A 24,944-nucleotide genomic window follows, 5' to 3' on the forward strand; every position below is an offset into this window, starting at 1 on the left:
AGGGCCTGACGTGTGCCACCTGCCACTCCAGCACCGACCCGACCGTGATCGCCGCCATCGCCGCCGGCAACGCGACGTGTGCGAGCTGCCACACGCTCACGACCCCGCAGCACCTGGCGAATCACGCCGCCGGTCTGAGTGGTCTTACCGGCTGCAAGGGCAGCGGCTGTCACGTCGATTACCTCATGACGGAGCACGTGACCGACCGAGGCCTGACGTGCGCCACGTGCCACGCGAGCACCGACCCGACAGTGATCGCTGCGATATCAGCCGGCGGGGCCACGTGTACGACTTGCCATGGCGCTGACGCTGGTAATCACGCCTCGGCACACACTGCGACGATCACAGGCGGTTCGATAACGTTCTTCAACGACTCATCGATGCATCAAACTGACGCTGATCAGGGCGAGATAGATGTCAATGTGACCTGTTCGATGTGCCACGGCACGATGAATCTCGTGTCGATCCACGGCTCGAACTGTGCATGGTGCCACTCGGGGACGAATCCACCTGCGAACAGCCTGATGGGGACATGGGCCGGTGGGTGCTCGCAGGGAGCCTGCCACCCGACCTACCACGACGGCGCGTCCGATGGCCACGATTCGATCTACTACGACAACGGTAACTGGGGCCAGTGCGCGAGCTGCCACGACTTCGTTCCCCAGGACACCTCGCCAGTCGACGCCTCACCCGAATGGTGCGGTTCGTGCCACACGCTGGCCGACACGACACCGCCAGCGACGACGTCCAATGCAGTCGGGTCCTACATAGGAACCGCGTCGATCACGCTCAGCGCAACGGACGCCCAATCTGGAGTCCAATCCACCTACTACCGTTTGGATGGCGGGGCACCGACAACCGTGTCCGGTGCGCTTCTCGTGCCGCCGACGGACACTCCCAGTCGGTCGCTGCAGTACTGGTCCGTCGATGCGTCCGGGAATGTGGAGACGGCTCACTCTGTCGGATTCACGGTAGTGCCCGACGTCACGGCTCCTGTCACTACGTCTGACGCGAAGCCGACCTACTGGGATGACGCGACCATACATCTCAGTGCACTCGACGACGCGACGGACTTCGGCGTCCGCACCACCTACTACTACTTCGACAGCGGTCCAGTTAATTCCGGCGCGACCGCGGTCCTTCCGTTCGACGCGAATGGGACGCACACCATTCATTTCTGGTCGGTCGACTACGCCGGCAACACGGAGTCGCTGAAGACAGCAACGTTTGGGTTCGGGGCGGCGAAGGATTTCACCGCGCCAACTACCACGTCCAGCTTCAACCCGGCCGCGGGGGCGAACTACAACGCCAACCAGTCGATAACCCTGTCGCCCTCTGACAACAGTGGCGGGTCCGGCGTCAAGGCGACCTACTACCGAGTCGATTCAAATGCTTTCACGACTGGCACCAGCTTCACGGTGAGCGGCGATGGGCTCCACACTTTCAGCTACTACTCGGTCGACAAGGCGGGCAACGTCGAGAGCACGCACGTATCGAACCAGTTCAGGATCGATACCGTTCAGCCTGTGACGAGCAACAACGCAACGAACGCTGCGCCCTATCTGGGTGCTCAGACCTTCACTCTCACCCCGACTGACGCGGGCGGCTCTGGGGTTGCCAGCACGAGATGGCAGCTAGACTCTACGAGCGGGAGTTGGACCACTGGGACGTCGGTCGCGGTACCGGCGCCCGCGTCGGGGATCGTCACGCACACCATCTACTGGTACTCGGTCGACAACGCAGGCAACACCGAGTCGAACAAGTCCATCGCTGTTCAGGTAACCACTGCGCTCGCCAATGGCGGCACTCTCGCGGCGCCGGGTGCGCCGCGCCTGTTCACGGTCCCAGCGGGCGTCACCGCTGTTACGGCCGACCTGTATGGCGGCATGGGCGGTGGCACAGCAAGCTACGGCGCACGGTTGCGCGCCACCCTGACCGTCACTCCCGGACAGACGCTTGTGCTCAAGGTCGGCAGCCGCGGTAGCGGCACGACAGGAGGATGGGGCGGTGGTACCGGCGGAAACGGTGTCGGTACCGGGACCGGTGGAGGCGGATCGACATCCGTCGGAGTCCTCGGCGGTGCGGTCTTGTCTGAGGCTGGCGGTGGCGGTGGCAGCTGCGGTACGAGCACCGGCGGCCCGGGTGCGGCCTATAGCTCCAGCACCTCGGGCGGCAACCAACCGGGATTGACCTCGGCGAGTAATCCGCGCGCGGGTGGCGGCGGCGGTTGGACCGGCGGCGCTGCGGGCGCTACGAACAACAGCCCCGGCACAGGAGGCACAAGTCACGTTACGGGCAACGTCTACTTGACCTTCAGTGTGTCCGGAAACACCACCGGCGCAGGCCATTTGGCTCTGAACTGGTAGCGATCAATCCGGCAGATGAAGCGAGGCAGGTAAGCACACTCAGTACGACTCGGGAACTACCGAAGCCCTCCTGCGTGCAGGGGGGCTTCGTATGCAGCGAACCAAGGCTTTTGCGAGCGTCAGTCGTGCAAGGAGGACAGGGCCGAAAACGAAACACCTCTGAAACATGGGTGGGGCTAAGATAGGAATCAAGACGCAGTCGGATTCGTCTATGGACACGCGCCTTCGCGTGTCGGAAATAGGGAGGTTGCACATGGCACCCACGTTCGACAAAGATTATGTGCTCAAGACCGTTGAGGAGCGCGACGTTCACTTCGTCCGCTTCTGGTTCACCGACGTTCTCGGTGTTCTCAAGTCCTTCGCTGTCACCGACACCGAGCTTGAGGGTGCGTTTGAGGAGGGCATGGGCTTCGACGGTTCTTCTATCGACGGCTTCACTCGCCTCGAAGAGTCCGACATGGTCGCCTACCCGGACCCCGCCACGTTCCAGCTTCTCCCGTGGCGCCCCTCCGAGCAGGGCGTCGGCCGTCTGTTCACCGACATCACCAAGCCCGACGGCTCGCCGTTCGAGGGCGATCCCCGCTACGCTCTGAAGCGCGTTACGCAGAAGGCTGCCGATCTCGGCTATACCATGTACGTCGGTCCCGAGCTCGAGTTCTTCTACTTCGAAGACGACCAGGACACCGTCTTCCTGGACCAGGGCGGCTACTTCGACCTGACCCCGCTCGACATCGCGTCTGACCTGCGTCGCGAGACCGTCCTGACGCTTGAGAAGCTCGGCATTCCGGTCGAGTACTCGCACCACGAGGTTGCCCCGTCGCAGCACGAGATCGACCTTCGTTACGCCGACGCGCGCACCATGGCCGACAACGTCATGACGTACAAGCTCATCGTCAAGGAGATTGCGCTGCAGAACGGCGTGCACGCGACGTTCATGCCGAAGCCGGTCTTCGGCGAGAACGGCTCGGGCATGCACGTGCACCAGTCGCTGTTCACCAAGGAAGGCAACGCTTTCTTCGACGCTAACGATCCCGAGGGCTACAACCTCTCCGAGATCGCCAAGAGCTACATCGCTGGACTACTGAAGTACGCTCCGGAGTTCACCGCGGTCACCAACCCGCTCGTCAACTCCTATAAGCGTCTGGTCCCCGGCTACGAGGCTCCGGTCTATATCGCCTGGGCCCGCCGCAACCGCTCAGCTCTGGTCCGCGTCCCCATGTACAAGCCGGGCAAGGAGAACGCAACTCGCCTCGAGCTGCGTTCGCCGGACCCGTCGGCCAACCCGTACCTCGCCTTCGCTTGCATGCTCGGCGCCGGCCTGAAGGGTATCGAGGACGGCCTGAAGCTAGCCCCCGAGGCCACGAACAACATCTTCCACATGACCGACGCAGAGCTGGATGCCGCTGGCATCAAGACGCTGCCGGGCAGTCTCGGCGACGCGATCGAGCTGTTCGCGAACTCCGAGCTCATGAAGGAAGTTCTGGGCGAGCACATCCACTCGTTCTACACGGAGAACAAGCGTGCCGAGTGGGATGAGTATCGCACCCAGGTTACGCAGTGGGAGCTCGACAAGTACTTGCCGGTCATCTAGTGCATCGGTAGCTTCACGCAGGAACGTTTCTGGCAACGGCGCCGGGCGGGGGTTCTCTCGTCCGGCGCCGTTCGCATATCAACCCGAGGAAACCTGGCAGAAACGGTATCATCATGCACATGAAGCGAGTCCTCGTCGTCTCGGACGACGCACATAGCCGAGCATGGGTGGTGCAAGCCGTCACAAGCCTGGACGTTCTGGTGTCCGAGGGGCATGTGAGCGAGCTTCAGAAGCGGCTGCTCGACGGCGACACGGATCTCGTGGTGCTCGATGGCGGCCGTAGCCCCGATGCGTTGGGCCAGCTCGTTGAGCAGGCCGCATCCAGCGGCGCCGACCTGCGGCTTCTCGTGCTCGTCGAGCCCGAGGGCCTACAGGTTTTGCGGCTGCCGGTTCGCGTGCCGAGCGATTTTCTCGTGCGCGGAGCGTCCTCAGAGGAGCTGTCGGCTCGCGTTCGCAGCCTGCTGTGGCCGGGTGAAGAGGTGACTCGCCAGGAGCTCATCCGCGTCGACGACCTCACGATCAACCTCGCGACGTACCAGGCGACTCTGCACGGCACGCCGATCGACTTCACGTACCTGGAGTACGCACTCTTCGCCTTCCTCGTCACGCACCCAGGCCGCACGTACTCGCGCGAAGTACTGCTGCGCCGAGTGTGGGGGAGCGACTACTACGGCGGATCGCGCACCGTCGACGTGCATATCAGGCGCATCCGCTCCAAAGTGGGCCACGAGCTCTCGCGCCGTCTGGAGACGGTGCGCAACGTGGGCTACCTCTGGAACGGCTAAGCCTCGCAGTCAGGCTGTTTGGCCTGAACTGAGCGGCCGAGGAATCGATACGACGCCCCGTGCTGGGGTTCTGGCTGCCCGGCGATTCCGCACTCGGCCATCAACCGCACCATCGCCTCTGGCGTGAGGAAGCCCCCGGGCTCTCCGAGAAGCCGCTCCACGCCAGACACTATTCGCACGCCGAGTCCGCTCGGGTCCAGTTCGAGCACGAGCACGCCACCGTCGGCGCGCAGGACGCGCGCGGTTTCTCGTAGTGCCACGCGTTGGTCTCGGAGATGGTGGAACGAGTCGCTCATCAGCGCGGCATCGAACGCCCCGGATGGCAGCGGCATCGCCTCGGCCTCACCGAGCACGACCTCGACCCCGACGTTCGATGGTACATAGCGAACCATCTCAGGGGTCGGGTCCAAGACCGTGACATTTGCGCCGAGCTCCCGTGCGAGGAGGATGGCAAGTCCACCCGTGCCGCCACCGATATCGAGCAGGCTGCCGCCAGTGGGCACGAACGGGCCCAGCCAGCCAGCGATGATCCGGACGTCCTCGGCGGTCCAGCGTGTGTCCGAGCGGTGGAACATCGGCGCGGCCCAGTTGAAGAAGCCCATCGGCCGCCTTTCGTGTCGGAGCTGTCGGGTACACTCGGTGTGGGACCCAGAGCCCAGCCCAAGATTACCGCGAAGGGACAGTCGATTGCGTACGGTCGCCGTCGTTGATGGAAACAGCCTGATTCACCGCGCCTTCCATGCACTGCCGCCCACGATGACGGCGCCCGACGGGAGGCCGACCAACGCCGCATTCGGCTTCATGTCGATGCTGGTCAAACTGGTCGCCGACCTGAATCCTGATGGCCTCGTGGTCGCCTTCGACCGTGGCAAGCCGGCGTTTCGCACGGAGGCTCTCGCGCAGTACAAGATTCATCGCCCGCCGATGGCCCAAGAGCTGCGGGACCAGTTCCCGATGGTCAAGGAGCTGCTCGGCGCCATCAACGTGCCCATCGTCGAGGTCGATGGCTGGGAAGGCGATGACATTCTCGGCACGCTGGCAAAGCGTGGACACGACGCGGGGATACGCGTGTTGCTGGTGACGGGGGATCGCGACGCGTTTCAGCTCGTCACCGAGAACGTGTGCGTCGTGACCACCAAGAAGGGCATCACCGATATCGTCGTCTACGGGCCTGCCGAGGTCCTCGAGCGTTACGGCGTGACTGCCGAGCAGGTTCCCGACTATCTCGGACTGAAGGGCGACACGAGCGACAACATCCCCGGCGTGCCTGGTGTGGGGGAGAAGACTGCCGCCAAGCTCCTCCAGCAGTACGGCACGCTGGAGGAGGTCCTTGCACACGCCGAGGAGATACCGGGCAAGTTGGGCGAGAACCTGCGCAACCATGTAGGCGAGGCCCTCGCGTCGCGCACGGTCGCGACGATTAGCCGCGATGTGCCCATGGACTTAGACATGACGACGGTCGAGTTCGGCGCGTTCGACCCGCACGCGGTGGCCGTGGCGCTCGCCGAGTATCGCTTCACGTCGATGCTCGACCGCGTGCTGGCGCTGCGTCGTACGGCAGCCGTTGGGGCTGGCACCGCGGTGCCCGGGGACGCGGCTGCCGCGACACGCGCAATCGCCCCGCAGGGCCGCGGGGAAAGCTACCCGGCCGCCTTGGCGACCACGGTTGCGCTGGATCCGTTCGACCACTCTCATGCGGTCGTATCGGGGCCGGACGCACTCGATCGCGTGAGCGAGTGGGCTGCAGGCGAGGAGTGGCTCGGTGTCGTGGTCGATGACGGCGCAGGAGAGTCGCTCTTCGGCGAGGTGCGAGAGGTCGCCGTGGCCACGGCTGCCGGGGACGTCGCATATACGACTGAGCGCGACGCAGACGCTGCGCTGAGCTCGCTTTGGGCCTCCGGTCGGTTGGCAGCCGCCGACGCCAAGGCGCTGCTTGAGGAGGCCTGTCCTCCCGACGAGGCCCTGGCCTGTGATGGCGCGGCGCTTGCCGTGGCGCCGGACCGGCTGTTCGACGTCGCGGTCGCCGCATACCTCCTCGAGTCGAACCGTTCATCCTACCAGCTCTCCGCTTTGGCGGCCGACTACCTCGGATCGCCGCTGCCCGAGCCGACTGACGAGCTACGCGCCTCGGTCATCCGAGCGGCTGCGACGGCGCGACTGGCGCCGGTCCTCGAAACCAAGCTGAAAGCGGATGACTCGCTTCGCGTTCTCCGCGAGATCGAGATGCCGCTCGTGCCCGTTCTCGCGCGTATGGAGCGGGTCGGCGTCGGGATTGATTGCGACGTTCTGGCAGGCCTCTCGGCGGCAGCCACCGGCAACATCGAGGAGCTACGTGCGGAGATATGGGAACTCGCGGGAGTGGAGTTCACAGTTGACTCGCCAAAGCAGCTCTCGGAGGTGCTCTTCGAGAAGCTCGGGTTGCCGCCACAGAAGCGCACAAAGACGGGCTTCTCGACCGATGCTTCGGTGCTCGCAGCGCTTGCACCCGCGCACCCCATTGCCGAGAAAATTGTTGCCTACCGAGAGCTGACCAAGCTCAAGAGCACCTACCTCGATGCGCTGCCGCGGATGCTCGGCGGGGACAAACGCCTCCACACGTCGTTCAACCAGACCGTCGCGGCGACCGGGCGACTTTCGAGCTCCAATCCCAACCTGCAGAACATTCCGGTTCGCACGGAGTATGGGCGCAGGATCCGTGCGGCCTTCGTGCCGGCCAGCCCCGGCGACGTGATGGTGTCGGCGGACTACAGCCAGATCGAGCTGCGGATTCTTGCGCATCTTTCGGGCGACCCCGGGCTGATCGAGGCGTTCACGAGCGGGATGGACTTCCATATGGCCACGGCGGCACGCGTCTTTGGCGTCGAGCCTGAAGCGGTGCAGCCCGGCATGCGCGCACGCGCCAAGGCGGTCAACTTCGGCATCGTCTACGGGCAGTCGGCCCACGGGCTTGCTGAGTCGCTCAAGATCTCGCGCGCCGAGGGCCAGGAGATGATCGACCGCTACTACGCCGCATATCCTCGCGTGCGCGCCTACCTCGACGAGACGGTCTCGGAGGCGCACAAGCTTGGCTTTGCGACCACGCTGTTTGGCCGCAAGCGCCGAATTCCCGAGCTGGCGTCGTCCAACTTCAACCTGCGCTCCTTCGGTGAGCGTACAGCCATGAACCACCCGATGCAGGGCACGGCCGCCGACATCATGAAGCTTGCGATGATCGAGGTCGACCGCCGCATGCGTGCCGAGCAGTTCCGCAGCCGCATGGTGCTGCAGGTTCACGACGAACTGGTCTTCGAGTCACCCGCCGATGAGGTTGAGCATCTCTCAGCGATGGCGAGCGAAGCTATGTCGGGTGTGGCGCAGCTGGCCGTGCCGCTCGACGTGAGCGTGGCGAGCGGGGAGAACTGGGCGAAAGCGAAATAGCTTGCGACCGGCTTCGCGGTCGCAAGTTTGCCGGTTGGAGCAGACCGGTTTCGCCGGCTGCTCAACCGGCCTCGGCGGTCTTACCGGCAGGGGAGTGGATACGCCCGGCGGCGTGGCGGGTGGCGAATGCACGCCTCGTGCTGTAGACTTTCGAACCGGCTGTCCAGACAAGTGTCTGGCACCATGTCCTGTTGGCCCCCGGAGACATGTCCGAGTACCTGTAGGCGACGACGGTCCTATACCCGAGACGATTAACCTGTAGGCGACACGCATGACCTCGGGGCCCCGAGAATGAAATGGGGTCCGCACCATGAGCGATCTGCAAGAGAGCGGCACGGTCATCGAACAGCGCGAATATACCGACGAGGAGATGCATGCTCTCATCGACGGTACGATGACCGACTTTGACGAGGGAGACCTCGTCAGCGGTACCGTCGTCAAGGTTGAGCGCGACGAGGTTCTGCTCGACATCGGCTACAAGTCTGAGGGTGTCATCCCGGCCCGCGAGTTGTCGATCCGCAAGGACGCCAACCCGGCCGACATCGTCTCCGTCGGCGATCCGATCGAGGCCTTGGTTCTCCAGAAGGAGGACAAGGACGGTCGTCTGATCCTGTCCAAGAAGCGCGCCGAGTACGAGCGTGCCTGGACCAAGATCGAAGAGAAGTTCAACTCCGGCGAGAACGTCGAAGGCGAAGTCATCGAGGTCGTCAAGGGTGGACTCATCCTCGACATCGGCCTGCGTGGCTTCCTGCCGGCCTCTCTCGTCGACCTCCGTCGCGTCAAGGACCTCGCTGCCTACACCGGCACGCGCCTTGAGGCACGCGTCATCGAGATGGACCGCAACCGCAACAACGTCGTCCTTTCGCGTCGCGTGGTTCTCGAAGAGGGTCGCAAGCACGAGCGCGCCGAGATTCTCGGCAAGCTGCAGAAGGGCATGATCCTTCCCGGCAACGTCTCCTCCATCGTCGACTTCGGCGCATTCGTCGATCTCGGCGGTATCGACGGCCTGGTGCACATCTCCGAGCTGTCCTGGAGCCACGTCAACCACCCGTCCGAGGTCGTCAAGGTCGGCGATCCGGTCAACGTTCAGGTGCTCGACGTCGACCTCGACCGCGAGCGCATCTCCCTGGGCCTCAAGCAGACCACCGAGGATCCGTGGAAGATGCTCGTCAAGGACTTCCCGGTCGGCTCGATCATCGAGGGCACGGTTACCAAGCTCGTCCCGTTCGGCGTCTTCGTCGAGCTGGGTGACGGCGTTGAGGGCCTCGTCCACATCTCCGAGATGGCCAAGGGCCACGTCGAGACTCCGGACCAGGTCACCTCTGTCGGTCAGAAGGTCATGGTCAAGGTCATGGACGTTGACCTCGAGCGCCGCCGCATCTCGCTTTCGATGCGTGCTGCCGCCGAGACCCTCGGCATCACGATCGAGATAGCTGGCGCTCCTGAGTCCGACGAGGAAGATGCTGTCGAGGGCGCCGAGGAGGCCGCTGACGAGGCTGTCGCCGAGGCTGAGGTCGCCGAGGAGGCCGCTATCGAAGCCGAGGTCGCCGCTGAGGTCGCCGAGGAGGCTGCCGAAGAGGCCGAGGCTGTCGCCGAAGAGGCCGTCGAGGCCGCGGCCGAGGCCGAGGTCGTCGAGGCTGGCGACGCGGCCGCCGCCGACGAGACTCCTGCTGCCGCTGAGGAGCCCGCCGAGGAGACTCCCGCCGAGGAAGCTGCCGACGAGGCTGCCGCCGAGAACCGCGGCGAGTAACTGCTCCACAACGCACGCAACCGGGGCCGGGAGGCGCGAAAGCGCTCCCGGCCCCGCTCTTTTCCGAGGTTATCGCAACAAAGTGTGGGCTTTGCTCGGCCATCGTGATACGGATAGTGCATGCGAGTAGTCGTCATCACAGGAGGCATCGGAGCCGGCAAGAGCACTGCGTCGGGATTCTTGCGCGACAAGGGCGCGATCATCATCGACGCAGACCTTGTCGCGGCGCAGGTTCTGCAGAAGGGCTCGCCCGTGCTCGCGCACGTGGCCGAAGCGTTCGGCCCGGACGTCCTGCTCGCCGACGGCAGCCTCGATCGCGCGGCTCTTGCGCGTCTGGCGTTCGCCACGGCCGAGTCGACCGCGCGGCTCAACGCCATAGTGCATCCTGCCGTTGCGCGCGAAATCGGACCTGCCGTCGCCGATCTGCGGCTGATGCCTGCTCCACCGTGCGCGGTCGTACTCGAAGTGCCGCTTCTGGCCGAGGCGCCGGTCTTCGCGCAGATCGCCGACCTCGTCGTGGCGATCGTGGCCCCGCAGGAGCTGCGAGTTCAGCGCGCGATCGCGAGCGGGTTCTCGGAGGCCGATGTGCGTCGGAGGCTCGCGGTACAGGCGAGTGACGCCGAACGCGCGGCACTGGCCGATGTCGTGATTGTCAACGATGGATCGCTCGAGAGGTTCCTCGGCGAGCTGGAATGGGTGTGGCATGAGCGGGTGGCGGAGGGCGAGGAGCGGTGAGCCGCACAACGCCCGCCAAGTGGGCCTTTCGCATCGGAGCGCTGGGCGCCGTCGTCAGTCTGGGTGTTCTGACCGCGCTGTTCTTGCGCGGGCCGGCGTTCTGGCAAAAGCAGTACTACCCGCTGCACTACCAGTCGCAGATCGCCGCATCTGCTGCCCGTCACCGGGTTAGCCCCTATGTGGTCGCCGCTGTCATCAACGCCGAGTCGGGATGGAAGCCGGGCATACACTCATCGGTGGGTGCCGTGGGACTCATGCAGGTAATGCCACAGACGGCGCGCGACCTGGCTTCGGGAGGGATCGTCGATGCCAAGGAGTTTCCGCCGAGCGACTTGACCAGCCCCACGGTGAACATCGAGTACGGCACGGCATACATCCGCTACCTGGTGAATCGCTACCACGAGATCGAGACCGCGCTTTCGGCCTACAACGCGGGCCTGCGACACGCAGACGCGTGGGCGAAGCAGGGCGGCAATATCCGCGCGGCCATAGAGTTCCCGGAGACTAAGGCGTACGTGCCCAAAGTGATGCGTGGCCGAGACCGCTACCAGGCCCTGTATCCCACGAGCTTCAACTAGAAGACGGAGCACCATCAAGTGACCAAGAACCTCTTCAGGGTTGTCTCGCCCTTCGAGCCGGCCGGAGATCAGCCCAAGGCGATCGCCGAGCTGACCCAGGGCGTCAACGAAGGGCTGCGCTACCAGACGCTTTTGGGAGTGACCGGGAGTGGCAAGACCTTCACGATGGCCAAGGTCATCGAGCAGGTGCAGAAGCCCACGCTCATCATGGCGCCGAACAAGACGCTCGCGGCGCAGCTCGCCTCGGAGATCAAGGACTTCCTGCCTGACAACGCGGTCGTCTACTTCGTGAGCTACTACGACTACTACCAGCCCGAGGCCTACGTGCCATCGACCGACACCTTCATCGAGAAGGATGCGTCGATCAACGCCGAGGTCGAGAAGTTGCGCCACGCCGCCACGGCGGCGCTGCTGTCCCGCAAGGACGTGGTGGTCGTGGCCAGCGTGAGCTGCATCTACGGCATCGGGTCGCCCGAGGACTATGCGGGCATGGCCGTCTTCCTGGGCCCGGGCAAGAGCTACGATCGCGACGACCTGATCCGCGACCTGATCGAGATCCAGTACGACCGCAACGACTACGACCTGACGCGCGGCACGTTCCGAGTGCGCGGCGACGTGCTCGACGTCTTCCCTCCGTACGCCGATCATCCAGTGCGCGTCGAGATGTTCGGCGACGAGATTGTCAGCGTCTCTGAGGTAGACCAGCTCACTGGCGAGGTGCTCAACACCTTCGAGGAGCTGCCCGTCTGGCCGGCGACGCACTACGTCACCGAGCGCACCAAGCTGCAGGCTGCACTCGGCACCATCCAAGAGGAGCTCACCGCTCGGCTGGCCGAGCTGAAGCGCGACGGCAAGCTGCTCGAGGCGCAGCGCCTCGAGATGCGCGTGAACTACGACCTCGAGATGCTCGAGACGATGGGCTTCACCAGCGGCATCGAGAACTACTCGCGCCACCTCGACGGCCGAGCACCTGGCGAGCCGGCCAACACGCTCATCGACTACTTCGGCAAAGACTTCCTGATGATCATCGACGAAAGCCACGTTACCGTGCCGCAGATTCGCGGAATGCACGAGGGCGACCGCAGTCGCAAGATCACGCTGGTCGAGCACGGCTTCCGCCTGCCCAGCGCGCTGGACAACCGGCCGCTGCGTTTCGACGAGTTTGAGGCGCGCGTGCCGCAGTTCGTGTACGTCTCGGCGACGCCCGGCGACTACGAGCTGGGCATCTCGCAGCAGATCGTGGAGCAGATCATCCGCCCGACGGGACTCATCGATCCGCAGATCGTCGTGCGGCCCGTGAAGGGCCAGGTCGACGACTTGATCGGCGAGATCAAAGAACGGACCGCGGCAGGGGAGCGCACGCTCGTCACCACGCTGACCAAGAAGATGGCCGAGGACCTGACCGACTACCTCTTCGAGCAGGGAATCAAGGTGCGCTACTTGCATTCGGATATCGCTACGCTCGAGCGCGTCGAGATTCTGCGTGAGCTGCGAATGGGCACGTTCGACGTGCTGGTGGGCATCAACCTGCTGCGCGAGGGCCTCGACCTGCCGGAAGTCTCGCTGGTGGCGATCTTGGACGCCGACAAGGAAGGCTTCCTGCGTAACGGCCGCTCGCTCATCCAAACGATCGGTCGCGCGGCGCGAAACGTCTCCGGCCAAGTCCTGATGTACGCCGACCGGACGACCGACTCAATGCAGTTTGCTATCGACGAGACCAATCGCCGCAGAGAACGCCAGGTCGCCTACAACACCGAGCACGGCATCGAGCCGCAGACGATTCGCAAGGCCATCGCCGACATCGTGCAGTACATGCACGAGGGTGAGTCGCAGGCCACCACCGCCGTCGAAGCGGCGCGTGAGCTCTCCAAGCTGCCGCGTTCCGAGGTACTGCGGCTCATCACGACGATGGAAGAGGACATGGCCTCGGCGGCCAGCGCTCTGGACTTCGAGGCCGCCGCGCGACTGCGTGACCAGGCCGTCAAACTGCGCGCGGAGGTCGAAAAGACTTCGACCGACGAGGTGCTCGACCGGCTGAAGGCTGGGGCGCGCAAGGGCTCGGGCTACGGGAGGCGCAAGCGCAAGTGAGTGCCGAGCGCGTATCGGCGACGTTCGAGCTCCCCGCCCATGGGGGGACGGTTCACCGCTGCGCGCAGTGCGAGTCGCGCCTGTGCGCGCGCGTCGAGGAGGTGCCGGGCGTCCTTCGAGTGGAGTGCGAGGCGGCCGGCCCGATGCGCGTCGAGTTCGACCCAGCTCTGGTGACCAAGGAACAGCTCGACGCCGAGACTCGCCGCTATGGTGCTGAACTCGAGGGCGTCTTCGCCCATGCCGTGTGGCACGTCACGGGACTCGATTGACCCGACTGCGCGCGGACCGTGGCTAAGTCCGTATCGATGCTGCCGGGGGTGGTCTCGGCCGATCTGAACTTCGCGAGTGGCACGCTGCTGGTGGAGTTCGAGCCCGCCAGCGATCCCCGGTCTCGAGTCGCGCGGGCGGTCGAGTCGACTGGGCACGGGATCGAACCGCTCTCCGGCGCGGTCGCCGAAGGCGGTCGGGCGCCGGCCGCCCCGTCTTGGTGGTCGCAGAACCGCACGCTGGTCGCCGTGACCGGCGCCGGCGCCTGCACTGCGTTTGCGCTGCTTGTCGGATGGCTTGCGCCGGGACCTTTCGGCTTTGGCGGCACGCCGCTTCACGCTGCAGCCTGGATTGCTTGTGTGCTCGGCGTCGCATTCGGCTGGTTGCTGCTCGGACCGCGCGCCTTGGCGTCGCTCAAGACTCGCAGCATCGACATGAATGTGCTCATGCTCATCGCCGTTACTGCAGCGCTGGCGCTCGGTGACCTGACCGAGGCCGCCTCGGTCGTCTTCCTCTACACGCTGGGCGGTTGGCTCGAGTCGCGCGCACTCGCGCGCACGCGCAGCTCGATTCGCGACCTGATGGAGCTCGCTCCGCAGATGGCGCGCGTGGTCTTCGCGGGCGCCACGGCCGAGCTGCCTCTAGACGACGTGCCGCTGGGTGCGATCGTACGAGTGCGCGCGGGCGAGCGTGTGCCGCTCGATGGCGTCGTGACAGCGGGGTTCTCGGCGGTTGACGAGGCAGCGATCACGGGCGAGCCGCTTCCCGCCGAGAAGAGCGACGGCGACAGGGTCTTCGCCGGCTCGCTGAACACGACAGGGCTGCTCGACGTGAAGGTCACGGCCACCGCGAAAGACTCGACGCTGGCGCGAGTGGTCCAGCTGGTAGAACAGGCCCAGGCGGCCAAGGCCCCGGTCGAACAGCTCGTCGATCGTTTCAGCCGCGTCTACACGCCGTCGGTGGTGGTGCTGGCCGCGGCGATTGCCGTCGTGCCGCCGTTGCTGGGAGTGGGTGGCTGGCTGGAGTGGATGGCACGCGCGCTCGTGATCCTCGTGGTCGCGTGCCCGTGCGCCCTCGTGATTTCGACACCGGTGTCGCTTGTCAGCGCGATCTCGCGAGCCGGACGCGATGGAGTGCTGGTCAAGGGCGGGGCCTACCTCGAGGTGGCCGCCCGCATCCGCTCGGTCGCCTTCGACAAGACTGGCACGCTGACCTCGGGGCGCGCTGCTGTCGCCCAGGTTGAGCCTTTGCGGGAGGGCATCTCGGGTGACGAGTTGCTCAGGCTGGCCGCTTCTGTCGAACAGCACTCCAACCACCCGGTCGCAGGCGCGGTGCTTGACGAGGCCGCTGCTCGCTCGATTGCGCCGGTCTCAGTCACCGAGTTCGAGGAACTTCCCGGCCGAGGCGTCCAAGGACTCGTCGATGGCGCCTGCATCCGCATCGTGAGCCCCACGTTCGCGCAAGAGATAGCGGAGTTCACTACCGAGGATGCGGCCCGGATTGGCGCACTCCAGAGCCAGGGACTGACGCTACTGGTAGTGGCGCGCGAGGCGGAGGTGATCGGGCTGCTCGGCGTGGAGGATCCGCTTCGGGCCGAGGCACACACGGTCATAGCGAAGCTGCATGCGCGCGGAGTGGCTCACACGGTGATGCTGACCGGCGACAACGAGGTCACTGCAGCCGCTGTGGCGGCGCGTGCGGGGCTCTCGGCACACATGGCTGGCCTGCTTCCGGCCGACAAGGTCGAGGCCGTGGTGCGCCTCAAGGAACGCTACGGCTCGGTGGCGATGGTTGGCGACGGTGTCAACGATGCGCCGGCCTTGGTCGCTGCCGACCTCGGTATCGCGATGGGTGCGGCGGGCAGCGACACGGCGCTCGAGACTTCCGACGTCGCGCTGATGGCCGATGACCTCTCGGCGCTGCCGAGTTTCTTCGCGCTGGGGCGGCGCACGCTGCGCACCATCAAGCAGAACGTAGGCTTCTCCGTGGTGGTCAAGGTTGTCGTTCTGGTCGCCGCGGTGCTCGGGTATGCGAACATGTGGCTGGCGGTGTTTGCCGATACCGGCGTCGCGCTGCTTGTGATTCTCAACGGGATGCGGCTCTTGCGCCCGCACCGGGACTGACCCAACCGCACGAGGGGGAAGGTGCGAGAAGTGAACAACGACGACTTCATGCGCTTCATGGCGTCGTGGGCGCTCGTCCACGAGACCGCCGACGAGGGTTGGAAGGCCGCGGTAGCGCGCGGCGAGAGTGTGGAGCCCGGCGAGATGGAGCAGGGCCCCGAGGCGTTCGTCGATGGCCTGTCGGCGATGATCGCCGAGCGCAAGGCGCAGCTCAAGGCGGAACTCGCGGCCGGTGGCAAGGATGCTGGCGCGGGCACCGGCGACGTTGCCGAGCACCTCGACGAGCTCAGCTTCGAGGTAGGCGAGCTGCGCGGTCGGCTCGAGTCGATGCAGGCCTCACTCGACGCGCTGCTTGCGCGCACCGAGCCGAAGGCCGAGTAGCGCCGTGGCCTCCCGAGGCCTTCACATCGCCGGTGTCGCTGCACGCAGGTCGACCGCCGCGGCCTTTCAAGGTCGCTTCGGGCTGACCGGCGGGGCTGTGGCGCGCAATGCCCAGGCGCGGCAGCTCAGGCTCGCGTTCGAGGAGCTCGGACCTGCGTGGATCAAGCTCGGCCAGCTCATCTCGGTTCGCCCAGATCTCTTTCCCGCCGAGTGGATCTTCGAAATGGAGCTGCTGCGCGACAACGTCCCTGCGCTACCAGCTACCGCCATCCGACGCGTCATCGCCCAGGACTTTGGCCGCCCTCCTGAGGCGATCTTCGCGAGCTTCGAGGACGTCCCAGTCGCCTCGGCGTCGATCGCGCAGGTGCATCGCGCGACTCTGGCGGCTGAGTACCGGCCCGTGGTGGGCGAGACACTGCCCGCGGGCACGCCGCTCGCGATCAAGGTCGTGCGCCCCGGTGTCGAGCAGTCAGTGCTGGCCGACATCGCCGCGGCGCGGCCGCTGGTCGAGCGCATCGCGAGGCTCGGCGCGGTTCAGCGCTTCAACTTGCCTACGCTGCTCGAGGAGTTCTCGGCATCGCTGGCAAGCGAGTGCGACCTGCGCAACGAGGCGCGCGTCGCCGACCGTTTTGCGTTCGACTTCCGAGCTGACCCGCTGGTCTTTGTGCCCCGCGTCGTGTGGCCGCTGACGTCTCGGCGGGTCGTGACGATGGAGTTCGCCGACGGCTGGCGCTTGAGCGATATGGACGACGCGGCGCGGCGCGGCATCGACGGGCGGGCACTGGCGATTCACGGCGCCGACGTGTTCATGCGCAGCGTGCTGGAGCTGGGCCGCTACCACGCCGACCTGCACCCTTCAAACGTGTTCGTCACACCGGATAGCCGCATCTGCTACCTGGACTTTGGGATCGTCGGAACCACCGCGCCATCGCAGCGAGAGTCGATCGCGCAGGTTCTGGCAGCAACCGTCTATGGAGATCCCGATCGCGCGCTTCGCTACAGCGCCGAGTTGGGGCTCGAGGTGCCTCAGTCCAAGGTCGCCGAGGTACGCCGACTCGTGGGCGAGCTGATGGCCACGACGCTCGGCGCGCCACGCGACGTGCGCGGCTTTGCGATCGGCTTTCTGCGCATCATGAACGACGCTGGCGTGGAGATCCCAGTGGGCTACGGGCTGCTGGTCAAGGCGCTGGTGACCGTCGAGGGCGTCGCGCAAGCCATCTACCCCGACATCGACATCATGGATGCCGCAAAACCGTACGCCACGCAGCTGATCGCCCAACAGATGATGTCGCCTGCGCGCCTCTACGCGCGGCTTCCCGGTGCGTTGAGGGCTGCGATGCGAGAGCTGGCCGGGTAGGCCGCTGGGCGGCTGGGTCGGCACGTCGTCGCGCCGACGGTCGCGAGCTTTAGGCCGTTTCGCGCTCCGCGTCGGCGAGGACCTCGTTCATCGAGCCGGTGCGGTAGCCCTCGAGGTCCAGCGCCCCGTAGCTAAAGCCGGCGTCCCGCACGGCGGCGGCGATTTCGAGTCGCTTGGCCCAGGCAGCGTCGAGCTCCTCGGGAGCCACTTCGATGCGGGCGATCGTTCCATGCGCACGCACGCGGAACTGCCCGATTCCCAGCTCGCGAACGGCGACTTCGGCCGCGGCGACGCGCGCCAGGCCCTCGTCGGTGATGGGCTCGTAGTAGGGGAAACGCGATGCGAGGCATGCCATCGACGGCTTGTCCCAGTTGGGCAAGCCCAGCTCGTTGGCAAGCTCGCGGATCTCGTCTTTGGTCAATCCAACGTCAGCCAGCGGGCTCGCGACTCTGAGTTCGGCGGCCGCGCGGCGTCCCGGACGGTAGTCGCCCAAGTCGTCGGCGTTGCTTCCGTCGGCGACCCACGTTAGCCCCTCGACCTCGGCCACCCGCCCAAGCAGAGTGAACAGCTCCATCTTGCAGTGGTAGCAGCGGTCCGGGTTGTTCGCCGAGAACCGTGGGTCGGCCAGCTCGTCGGTCTCGACCTCGATGAGTCGCAGCCCCAGACGTGCGGCTAGTGCCTGAGCGCCAGCGATCTCGGAGTCCGGGTACGTCGCCGACGACGCCAGCACTGCTGCGGCGTTCTCGCCGAGCTCGGCGTGTGCGGCAAACGCCAGAAGTGTCGAGTCGACCCCGCCCGAGAAGGCGACGAGCACGCTTCCGAGTTCACGGAGGCGAGCAAGCAGTGCATCGTACTTCTCGGCTGTGCTCATTCGGGGCGGCTCCTCGCGTTGTTGGTGGGTGCAGTATACCCGCGCCTCGCGTCGCAGGCTCGGCGCGCGGCGATTCGCACGGACTGAGTGCTAGTAGCTCGGCGGTTCAGCGCTACGGTCCCAGAGGTCTTCCTCGATGCCGTCATGCAAAGCGGTCGCGCGCGCCGCCGCGAAGAGCAGATCCGAGATACGGTTGAGGAATGCGAGCGAGTGAGCATCCACCGGCGCCTCGGAGGAGAGCGCGGCCACTCGGCGTTCTGCACGCCGGACGATAGTGCGCGCGAGGTGCAGGCGCGTGGCCGCCTCTCCGCCGGATGCCAGGACGAAGCCGCGCCATGCGCCTTCCGCTTGTACGAGCTGGTCGATAGCTGCCTCGAGGAACGCGACGTCGGCGTCGGATACCGCAGGTTCATCGGAGGACGGATTGGCGAGCGAAGAGGTGATGTTGAAGAGCCGGTGCTGGGCGAAGAGCAGGGCGGCTTGGAGGACCGGGTCGGTCACGGCTTGGCGAGCAAAGCCGAGCGCCGCTGCGGCTTCGTCGACCGTGCCGTACGCCTCGACGCGCGTCGAGGCCTTGCTCGTGCGCGAGCCGTCCGCCAGACCCGTCTGTCCGCTGTCGCCGCGCCGCGTGTAGATGCCCATACGCTGGTTCTCCTGCGTCCGATGATTGTGCGAGGGCTTATCGTACCGCTGCTGCGGGACGTGGCAAGGCACGGGGTGCCACGGCAGCGCTAGTGAATCTCTCGCAGCCGCATTGCCAGGTGGCCGAGAACGCCGGGATCGTCGACGACGCTGCCATCGGCGCCCACCACATGAAAGGTATCCAGCGCGATCCCGTCGACCGTCAGCACCTTGGCCCAGCGGATGTCGAGCCCAGTGGCCGAGACAGCGCGCGCCAGATCGTGGAGCAGCCCCGGACGGTCGGGCGCCGAGACACGCACTGCGGTGTCCCAGCCCGCCGAGATCGTCTCGACGCGCACGGGGCCGCTCTGACGGGCCGGGTAGTGCTTTCGGCGCTCGGCGAGGCGGGTCTGCAACTCGAGGCGGTCGCGCAGTGCCGCGCGCAAGAAGCGCTCGAGCTGGGTGAAGCTTTCGGTGGTGACGGCTCGGCGAGTGGCCGAGGTAACGACGAAACTATCGAGCACTACGCCGTCGCGAGAGCCGTATGCATCGAGCGCCAGGATGTCGAGGCCGGCCAGCGCGAACGCACCGGCGATACGCGCGAGCAGTTCGGGAGCGTCTATGGCCACGACCGTCACCGAGTGCGTGTCCGGCGTTGGGCCGGAACCGACAGCGATCTGCGCCTGCTCGGCGCCACCCATCTGCAGGCCGGCGACGAGGCGCGCGTCACGCACGATCTCGGCGGTGGTGCGGCTGGCCAGGTAGCGTAGCGGCGCGCCCTCAACGAATGCGCACTCGGCGCGCGGGGAGCCCATCATCGACGCGAGCGCCTCGGCGCGCACGGCCTCGCCGCGCTGCGCGATGCCTGCGCCATCGACGTCGTCGGAGAGCGCCGCGTCGAGGCGCGACACGAGCGCGCCAACCAGCGACGCCGTCCAGCGCGACCACGTGGCCGGGCCGGTCGCGAGCGAGTCGGCGGCGGTAAGCAGGTGTAGCGGTGCGAGCAGTTCTCGGCGGGCGATGCGAGCTGCGGCCAGCAGGATCGCGTCCTCGTCGTCCAGGTCGATGCGCGTGGCTGTCTCGGCGAGTGCGAGATGCAGGTGCACCAAGTCGCCGACGTCTTGGGCTGCCGCATCGCTCAGTCCGAATCGGCGCGCGGCCTCCTCGGCGGGCAAGGCGCCCCGGTCCGCGTGCCCTAGGCCTGGCTCGGTTTTGCCGATGTCGTGCGCCAGCCCAGCGACCTGTAAGACGCGCGGATGCTCGATCGCTTCCCGCGAGCGGGCCAGCGCGCCGTCAACCGGCATGTCCGCGATCAATAGCGTCGTGCGAAGCGAGTGGGCACCCACCGTGAACTCGTGGCCGATTCCGGGACGTCGTAGGGTCATCAGGTCGCGGAATCCCGGCAGCAGCGCGTCGAGGCGACCGGCCTGCGCAGCCTCCTCCAGCGCGTCGAGTGCGTTCTGACCTGCGTCGAATAGCGCGAAGAGCGCCTCAGGCGAGAGCGGGGTGTCGGCTTCCACCACGTCGCCGACGGCCCGCCTGCGCACGCGCGACAGCACAAGCGCGGTCTGCGCAAGCGCAAGCTGCACCTCGCCCGCCGAGACCGTCGCGAGCGCCTCGGTTGCATCGAGCGTCATTCGCGCGCCCAGCCCCGCGCGCCCCAGCTCGAAGCGCGCCGCCGAGACAACCTCAGCTGCGTGGCCGACGGTCGCAAGCTCCTCGGCCGTGGCTAGACCGGCGGCCAGCAGCGCCGAGGGATCGTGCGCGACGCTGCCGGAGACGACAGCCGCGGTCCAGACGAGCTCGTCGTAGTCTCGGCGGCCGCCTGCGTCCTCTTTGAGCTCGGGTTCGAGCAAGTATGGCGATCCGGGACGCGGCCTTGCCTCCAGCTCGCGCAGGAGTGTGCGCGAGCGCTTGCGCGCCTCGGCGGCGCCATCGGCGAGCACGTGGGCGACCCACTCCTCGTCGCCGGCCAGCGGGCGGCCCGTGAGCGCCGCGGTGCAGCTAGCGAGATCCTCGCGCATGGCTCGCAGCTGGCCTCTCGGCGTGCGGACCTGGTGGCCGACGTGCAGCCCTGCGTCCCAAAGCGGGTAGAGGACGGCTTCGACGAGCGGCTTGAGCTTGCGTTCATCGGCGTCGGAAAGGACGAGGATGTCCAGGTCGCTGGTGGGCAACATCGCGCCCGAACCCCAGCCGCCGAGCGCCGCTAGGGCGAAGCGGCCGCCCCCAGTCGCAGACGAAGCCGCCCGAGCAAGTTCTCGGACGGCTTCATCGGTCAGTGCTGCAAGTTCTCGTGCGGCCGCCACTCCCGGCTGGGCCGAGGAGATCAGGGCCTGTCGCTGGGAGAGGTAGCTCTCCACCTAGTGTTCTGCTCCGAGAACCTGGGCGCATTCGGCCAGCGCTGCACGTGTCATGCGGCGTTGCTCCTCACTCACGTACCTACCGGTACGCTCGATCGTCGCGCCTTGCCTGACGCGCGCATCGTTGCCCTCGGTGCTGCCCATGTTCTCGTCACAGAACACTGGCTACAGCGCCTCCGGCCCTCGCTCGCCGGTTCGGATGCGAACCGCGCTCTCGACGTCGGTGACGAAGATCTTGCCGTCGCCGATCTTCTCGGTTCGAGCGGCCTCGAGGATCGCGTCCTCGACCTTCTCGGAGATCGCGTCGTCGACGACGAGCTCGATCTTGACCTTGGGGACAAAGTCCACGGTGTATTCGGAGCCACGGTAGATCTCAGTGTGCCCCTTCTGGCGACCGTATCCGCGCACGTCGCTCACGGTCATGCCCTGCACGCCAAGCGCGTTGATGGCTTCCTTCACGTCATCGAGCTTGTGCGGCTTGATGATCGCCTCGATCTTCTTCACGAGTCGCTCCTTTGCCTATCGGCCAACTGTGCCGATCGTGTCCCGCGCGGCTGTGCCGCTCCAGCGTACCTGAAGTGAGCCGAGACTAGTCGAGTATGTAGCCCTCTTCGGAGTGTTCGCCGAGGTCCAGGCCGCGAATCTCGGTCTCCTCGTCGACACGAAGTCCGACGACGGCGTCCGTGAGTTTCAGGATGACGAATGACACTCCGAACGAGAAGAGGCCGGCTGCGAGAACGGCGATGAGCTGGATGAGGACCTGCGAGGGATTGCCGTAGAGCAGGCCCTCGTGGCCCTTGATACCAGCGTTGACTGCCGAGGTCGCGAACACGCCGGTGAGGATGGCGCCGGTCGTGCCGCCCACGCCGTGGACACCCACCACGTCCAGCGCGTCGTCGAACTTGAACTTCGCCTTGAGGAACAGGCCGAAGTAGCACACGATTCCCGCGATGGCGCCCATCGTGATGGCCGCCCAGGGCTCCACGAAACCCGCGGCGGGAGTGATGCAGACGAGTCCTGCGACAGCGCCGGACGCCGCGCCGAGAACCGTTGGTTTGCCGGCGTGCAGCGCCTCAACGATGACCCACGTGATGAGAGCCGTGGCCGCGGCGAGATGCGTGTTGAGGAACGCCGAGCCAGCCAGGCCGTTGGCCGCGAGTGCGGAGCCCGCGTTGAAGCCGAACCAGCCGAACCACAGGATGCCGGCGCCCAGCACCGTGAGCGGCAGGTTGTGCGGGTGAAACGCTTCCTTGCCCCAGCCCTTGCGCTTGCCGAGCACGATGACGGCGGCCAGCGCAGCAGCGGCCGAGGAGATATGGACGACGGTTCCGCCAGCGAAGTCCAGGGCGCCCATCTTGAAGAGCCAGCCATTGGGCTGCCATACCCAGTGAGCGAGCGGGCTGTAGACGAAGATCGCCCAAAGCACGGTGAACATCACGTAGGCCTTAAACTTCATCCGCTCGGCGACCGCGCCGGTGATGAGTGCGACCGTGATAATCGCGAACATGCCTTGGTACATCGCGTAGACCGTGTGAGGAATGGTCGCCGCGAGGGGAGCGAGCTGGTTGGAGATGCCGTTGAGCCCGACGTAGTTGAAGCCGCCGATGAACGGCGCGAGCGCTCCGCTACCGTCCGAGAACGCCAGGCTGTAGCCGAAGAGCGCCCAGATGATCGAGACGGTGCCCATGGCAAAGACGCTCTGCATCGTGGTCGACAAGACGTTCTTGCGCCGCACCATGCCGCTGTAGAAGGCGGCCAGACCCGGTGTCATGAACAACACCATCGCTGCTGACACGAGCATCCACGCTGTGTCGCCGCTATTGAGACCCTGCATCCCCGACCCCTTTGTTCGCCCGTGAACATTTCCGAGGTGTGTCCAAGCCGAGTCCGGCTTGTGACGCAACGTCAGATTATTGGATAGGTGTTTCGAGGATGTTTCGTGTTGATAGCCGAGACGTGACGCGGCATGCACTGTAGCGCATTGCGGACGAGGTCTCGGGCGGCACGGTGGTCGCTGAAAGCTACCGTCTCTGCGCCGCGTCTTGCTGGGCAGAGTAAGATGGACGTTTGAAGCGAAACCGACCCGCGAAGGGAACCGGATTGTCTCTCGACTGCATACAGATCCGCGGAGCACGCGAGCACAACCTCAAGGGGTTCGACCTCGAGATTCCGCGCGACAAGCTCGTCGTCATCACAGGTCTCTCGGGCTCAGGCAAGAGCTCGCTGGCGTTCGACACCATCTACGCCGAGGGCCAGCGCCGCTACGTCGAGTCGCTCTCGGCGTACGCGAGGCAGTTCCTCGGGCAGATGGACAAGCCCGACGTCGACCACATCGAGGGCTTGTCGCCCGCCGTCTCAATCGACCAGAAGACCACCAGCAAGAACCCACGCTCGACGGTGGGAACCGTCACGGAGATCTACGACTACCTGAGGCTTCTCTATGCGCGCATCGGTATTCCGCACTGCCCCATCTGTGGCCGAGAGATCCGCAAGCAGACGCCCGACCAGATCGTCGACCGCATCCTGGAGCTTCCTGAGGGCACGAAGTTCAGCGTGCTCGCACCGGTGGTCAAGGGTCGCAAGGGTGAGTATGGCAAGCTGTTCGAGGAGCTTAAGCGCGAAGGCTTCATGCGGGTGCGCGTGGACAAGGAGATGCGGACGCTCGACGAGGAGATCGTGCTCGACAAGAAGTACAAGCACGCCATCGACGTAGTGGTCGACCGCCTCGTGCTTAAGGCGAGCATCCGCTCGCGCCTGGCCGACAGCGTTGAGACTGCGCTTCGACTCGCCGAGGGAACCGCGCTGGTTGAGATCGTCGGTGGCGAGGAGTTGTCGTTCTCCCAAGCGCTCGCGTGCCCGGTGCACGGCGTCTCGATGGACGAGCTCGCGCCGCGCGACTTCAGCTTCAACGCGCCCTACGGCGCATGTCCCGATTGCGCCGGCCTCGGCTCGCGGCTTGAGGCCGACCCCCAGCTCGTTGTGCCCGACGACTCGCTGTCGCTGGCGCAGGGTGCGATCGCGCCCTTCTCTCCGGGCATGAACTACTATCCGCAGCTCGTGGCCGCCGCCGCCAAGCACCTCGGCGTCTCGGTGGACACGCCCTGGCACGACCTGCCAGCCAAGGTGCGCGACCAGCTCATGAACGGCCTGGGCGACACGCGCATCCGCGTCGACTACCTGACCCGCGATGGCCGAGAGACGCACTGGTACTCGCGCTACGAAGGCGCGCTGTCGAGCGTCATGCGTCGGTGGAGCGAGTCGGAGTCCGAGAACGTCAAGGACAAGCTCGAAGAGTACATGGCCGTCATCCCGTGCAAGACGTGCGGGGGTACTCGCCTGAAGCCCGAGATCCTCGCGGTCACGGTCGGTGGCAGCAACATTGCGGCCGTCACCAAGCTGGCCGCCGTGGATTCGCTCACCTTCTTCGAGCAGCTGGAGCTCTCCGAGCGCGACGAGACGATCGCTCGACGCGTGGTCAAGGAGATTCTCGAGAGGCTGCGCTTTCTGGTGGACGTCGGTCTCGACTACCTGACCCTCGAGCGCGGCACCGCTTCGCTCTCCGGCGGCGAGGCTCAGCGCATCCGGCTTGCGACGCAGATCGGCGCCGGCCTGATGGGCGTGCTCTACATCCTCGACGAGCCGTCCATCGGCCTG

19 protein-coding genes are annotated in these 24,944 nt (G+C 66.0%); 13 read left to right on the top strand and 6 right to left on the bottom strand.

Annotation, left to right across the window (positions count from 1 at the left end):
• From P4L93_02745 to P4L93_02755, 3 genes are all read left to right on the top strand, one after another.
• On the top strand, nucleotides 1–2,366 hold a 2,366-nt coding region (locus P4L93_02745; GenBank protein MDR3685864.1), incomplete at its 5' end, for a hypothetical protein.
• 253 nt (nucleotides 2,367–2,619) lie between these two features.
• Nucleotides 2,620–3,957: a glutamine synthetase family protein gene (locus P4L93_02750; GenBank protein MDR3685865.1), complete on the top strand. Its 1,338-nt coding sequence runs from the start codon at nucleotides 2,620–2,622 to the stop codon at nucleotides 3,955–3,957.
• Between the two features lie 119 nt (nucleotides 3,958–4,076).
• Nucleotides 4,077–4,742: a response regulator transcription factor gene (locus tag P4L93_02755; GenBank protein MDR3685866.1), complete on the top strand. Its 666-nt coding sequence runs from the start codon at nucleotides 4,077–4,079 to the stop codon at nucleotides 4,740–4,742.
• Here the strand turns inward: P4L93_02755 and P4L93_02760 are convergent.
• Complete coding sequence (locus tag P4L93_02760; GenBank protein MDR3685867.1) at nucleotides 4,739–5,344, bottom strand: methyltransferase domain-containing protein; 606 nt, start codon at nucleotides 5,342–5,344, stop codon at nucleotides 4,739–4,741. The genes P4L93_02755 and P4L93_02760 overlap by 4 nt on opposite strands.
• An 85-nt stretch (nucleotides 5,345–5,429) precedes the next feature.
• Here P4L93_02760 and polA point away from each other — a divergent pair, with 85 nt between their 5' ends.
• The 9 genes from polA to P4L93_02805 all read left to right on the top strand — a co-directional run bounded on the left by polA (nucleotide 5,430) and on the right by P4L93_02805 (nucleotide 17,438).
• Nucleotides 5,430–8,159, top strand: a complete 2,730-nt coding sequence (gene polA / locus P4L93_02765; protein ID MDR3685868.1) for a DNA polymerase I — start codon at nucleotides 5,430–5,432, stop codon at nucleotides 8,157–8,159.
• A 310-nt stretch (nucleotides 8,160–8,469) separates the two neighbouring features.
• The gene (gene rpsA, locus P4L93_02770) at nucleotides 8,470–9,909 is read left to right on the top strand and encodes a 30S ribosomal protein S1 (GenBank protein ID MDR3685869.1); all 1,440 of its coding nucleotides are present in this window, start codon (nucleotides 8,470–8,472) and stop codon (nucleotides 9,907–9,909) included.
• A gap of 120 nt (nucleotides 9,910–10,029) precedes the next feature.
• The gene (gene coaE / locus P4L93_02775) at nucleotides 10,030–10,644 is read left to right on the top strand and encodes a dephospho-CoA kinase (protein MDR3685870.1); all 615 of its coding nucleotides are present in this window, start codon (nucleotides 10,030–10,032) and stop codon (nucleotides 10,642–10,644) included.
• Nucleotides 10,641–11,222, top strand: a complete 582-nt coding sequence (locus tag P4L93_02780; GenBank protein ID MDR3685871.1) for a lytic transglycosylase domain-containing protein — start codon at nucleotides 10,641–10,643, stop codon at nucleotides 11,220–11,222. The genes coaE and P4L93_02780 overlap by 4 nt, the downstream gene beginning before the upstream one ends.
• Nucleotides 11,223–11,240: 18 nt before the next feature.
• The gene (gene uvrB / locus P4L93_02785; GenBank protein ID MDR3685872.1) at nucleotides 11,241–13,310 is read left to right on the top strand and encodes an excinuclease ABC subunit UvrB; all 2,070 of its coding nucleotides are present in this window, start codon (nucleotides 11,241–11,243) and stop codon (nucleotides 13,308–13,310) included.
• Entirely contained in the window at nucleotides 13,307–13,579 is a 273-nt protein-coding gene (locus P4L93_02790; protein ID MDR3685873.1) for a hypothetical protein, read from the top strand. The genes uvrB and P4L93_02790 overlap by 4 nt, the downstream gene beginning before the upstream one ends.
• A gap of 18 nt (nucleotides 13,580–13,597) precedes the next feature.
• Complete coding sequence (locus P4L93_02795) at nucleotides 13,598–15,700, top strand: cation-translocating P-type ATPase (protein ID MDR3685874.1); 2,103 nt, start codon at nucleotides 13,598–13,600, stop codon at nucleotides 15,698–15,700.
• Between the two features lie 30 nt (nucleotides 15,701–15,730).
• Complete coding sequence (locus P4L93_02800) at nucleotides 15,731–16,081, top strand: hypothetical protein (GenBank protein ID MDR3685875.1); 351 nt, start codon at nucleotides 15,731–15,733, stop codon at nucleotides 16,079–16,081.
• Between the two features lie 4 nt (nucleotides 16,082–16,085).
• Nucleotides 16,086–17,438 (top strand): AarF/UbiB family protein, encoded by a 1,353-nt coding sequence (locus P4L93_02805; GenBank protein ID MDR3685876.1) that lies wholly within the window; start codon nucleotides 16,086–16,088, stop codon nucleotides 17,436–17,438.
• A gap of 49 nt (nucleotides 17,439–17,487) precedes the next feature.
• Here P4L93_02805 and larE read toward each other — a convergent pair whose 3' ends face one another.
• The 5 genes from larE to P4L93_02830 all read right to left on the bottom strand — a co-directional run bounded on the left by larE (nucleotide 17,488) and on the right by P4L93_02830 (nucleotide 23,124).
• A complete protein-coding gene (larE, locus tag P4L93_02810) occupies nucleotides 17,488–18,309 on the bottom strand; it encodes an ATP-dependent sacrificial sulfur transferase LarE (GenBank protein MDR3685877.1) in 822 nt (273 codons plus the stop codon).
• Nucleotides 18,310–18,399: 90 nt separating this feature from the next.
• Complete coding sequence (locus P4L93_02815; protein MDR3685878.1) at nucleotides 18,400–18,951, bottom strand: cob(I)yrinic acid a,c-diamide adenosyltransferase; 552 nt, start codon at nucleotides 18,949–18,951, stop codon at nucleotides 18,400–18,402.
• An 89-nt stretch (nucleotides 18,952–19,040) separates the two neighbouring features.
• Nucleotides 19,041–21,290 carry an HD domain-containing protein gene (locus tag P4L93_02820; GenBank protein ID MDR3685879.1) on the bottom strand — a complete coding sequence of 750 codons (2,250 nt, stop codon included), beginning with the start codon at nucleotides 21,288–21,290 and terminating at the stop codon, nucleotides 19,041–19,043.
• A gap of 165 nt (nucleotides 21,291–21,455) precedes the next feature.
• Nucleotides 21,456–21,794, bottom strand: coding sequence for a P-II family nitrogen regulator (locus tag P4L93_02825; GenBank protein MDR3685880.1), 339 nt, complete (start codon nucleotides 21,792–21,794; stop codon nucleotides 21,456–21,458).
• 85 nt (nucleotides 21,795–21,879) lie between these two features.
• Nucleotides 21,880–23,124 carry an ammonium transporter gene (locus P4L93_02830; GenBank protein ID MDR3685881.1) on the bottom strand — a complete coding sequence of 415 codons (1,245 nt, stop codon included), beginning with the start codon at nucleotides 23,122–23,124 and terminating at the stop codon, nucleotides 21,880–21,882.
• Nucleotides 23,125–23,390: 266 nt separating this feature from the next.
• Here P4L93_02830 and P4L93_02835 point away from each other — a divergent pair.
• On the top strand, nucleotides 23,391–24,944 hold a 1,554-nt coding region (locus P4L93_02835; GenBank protein ID MDR3685882.1), incomplete at its 3' end, for an excinuclease ABC subunit UvrA.

Source organism: Coriobacteriia bacterium (assembly GCA_031292615.1).
In the GTDB taxonomy this organism is placed as follows: Bacteria; Actinomycetota; Coriobacteriia; order Anaerosomatales; family JAAXUF01; genus JARLGT01.

Bases quoted from the DNA above. Each gene is read 5' to 3' on its own strand.
- coaE (MDR3685870.1), top strand. From the start codon at position 10,030: ATGCGAGTAGTCGTCATCACAGGAGGCATCGGAGCCGGCAAGAGCACT.
- P4L93_02815 (MDR3685878.1), bottom strand. From the start codon at position 18,951: ATGGGCATCTACACGCGGCGCGGCGACAGCGGACAGACGGGTCTGGCG.
- larE (MDR3685877.1), bottom strand. From the start codon at position 18,309: ATGAGCACAGCCGAGAAGTACGATGCACTGCTTGCTCGCCTCCGTGAA.
- P4L93_02830 (MDR3685881.1), bottom strand. From the start codon at position 23,124: ATGCAGGGTCTCAATAGCGGCGACACAGCGTGGATGCTCGTGTCAGCA.
- P4L93_02750 (MDR3685865.1), top strand. From the start codon at position 2,620: ATGGCACCCACGTTCGACAAAGATTATGTGCTCAAGACCGTTGAGGAG.
- rpsA (MDR3685869.1), top strand. From the start codon at position 8,470: ATGAGCGATCTGCAAGAGAGCGGCACGGTCATCGAACAGCGCGAATAT.
- P4L93_02760 (MDR3685867.1), bottom strand. From the start codon at position 5,344: ATGGGCTTCTTCAACTGGGCCGCGCCGATGTTCCACCGCTCGGACACA.
- P4L93_02755 (MDR3685866.1), top strand. From the start codon at position 4,077: ATGAAGCGAGTCCTCGTCGTCTCGGACGACGCACATAGCCGAGCATGG.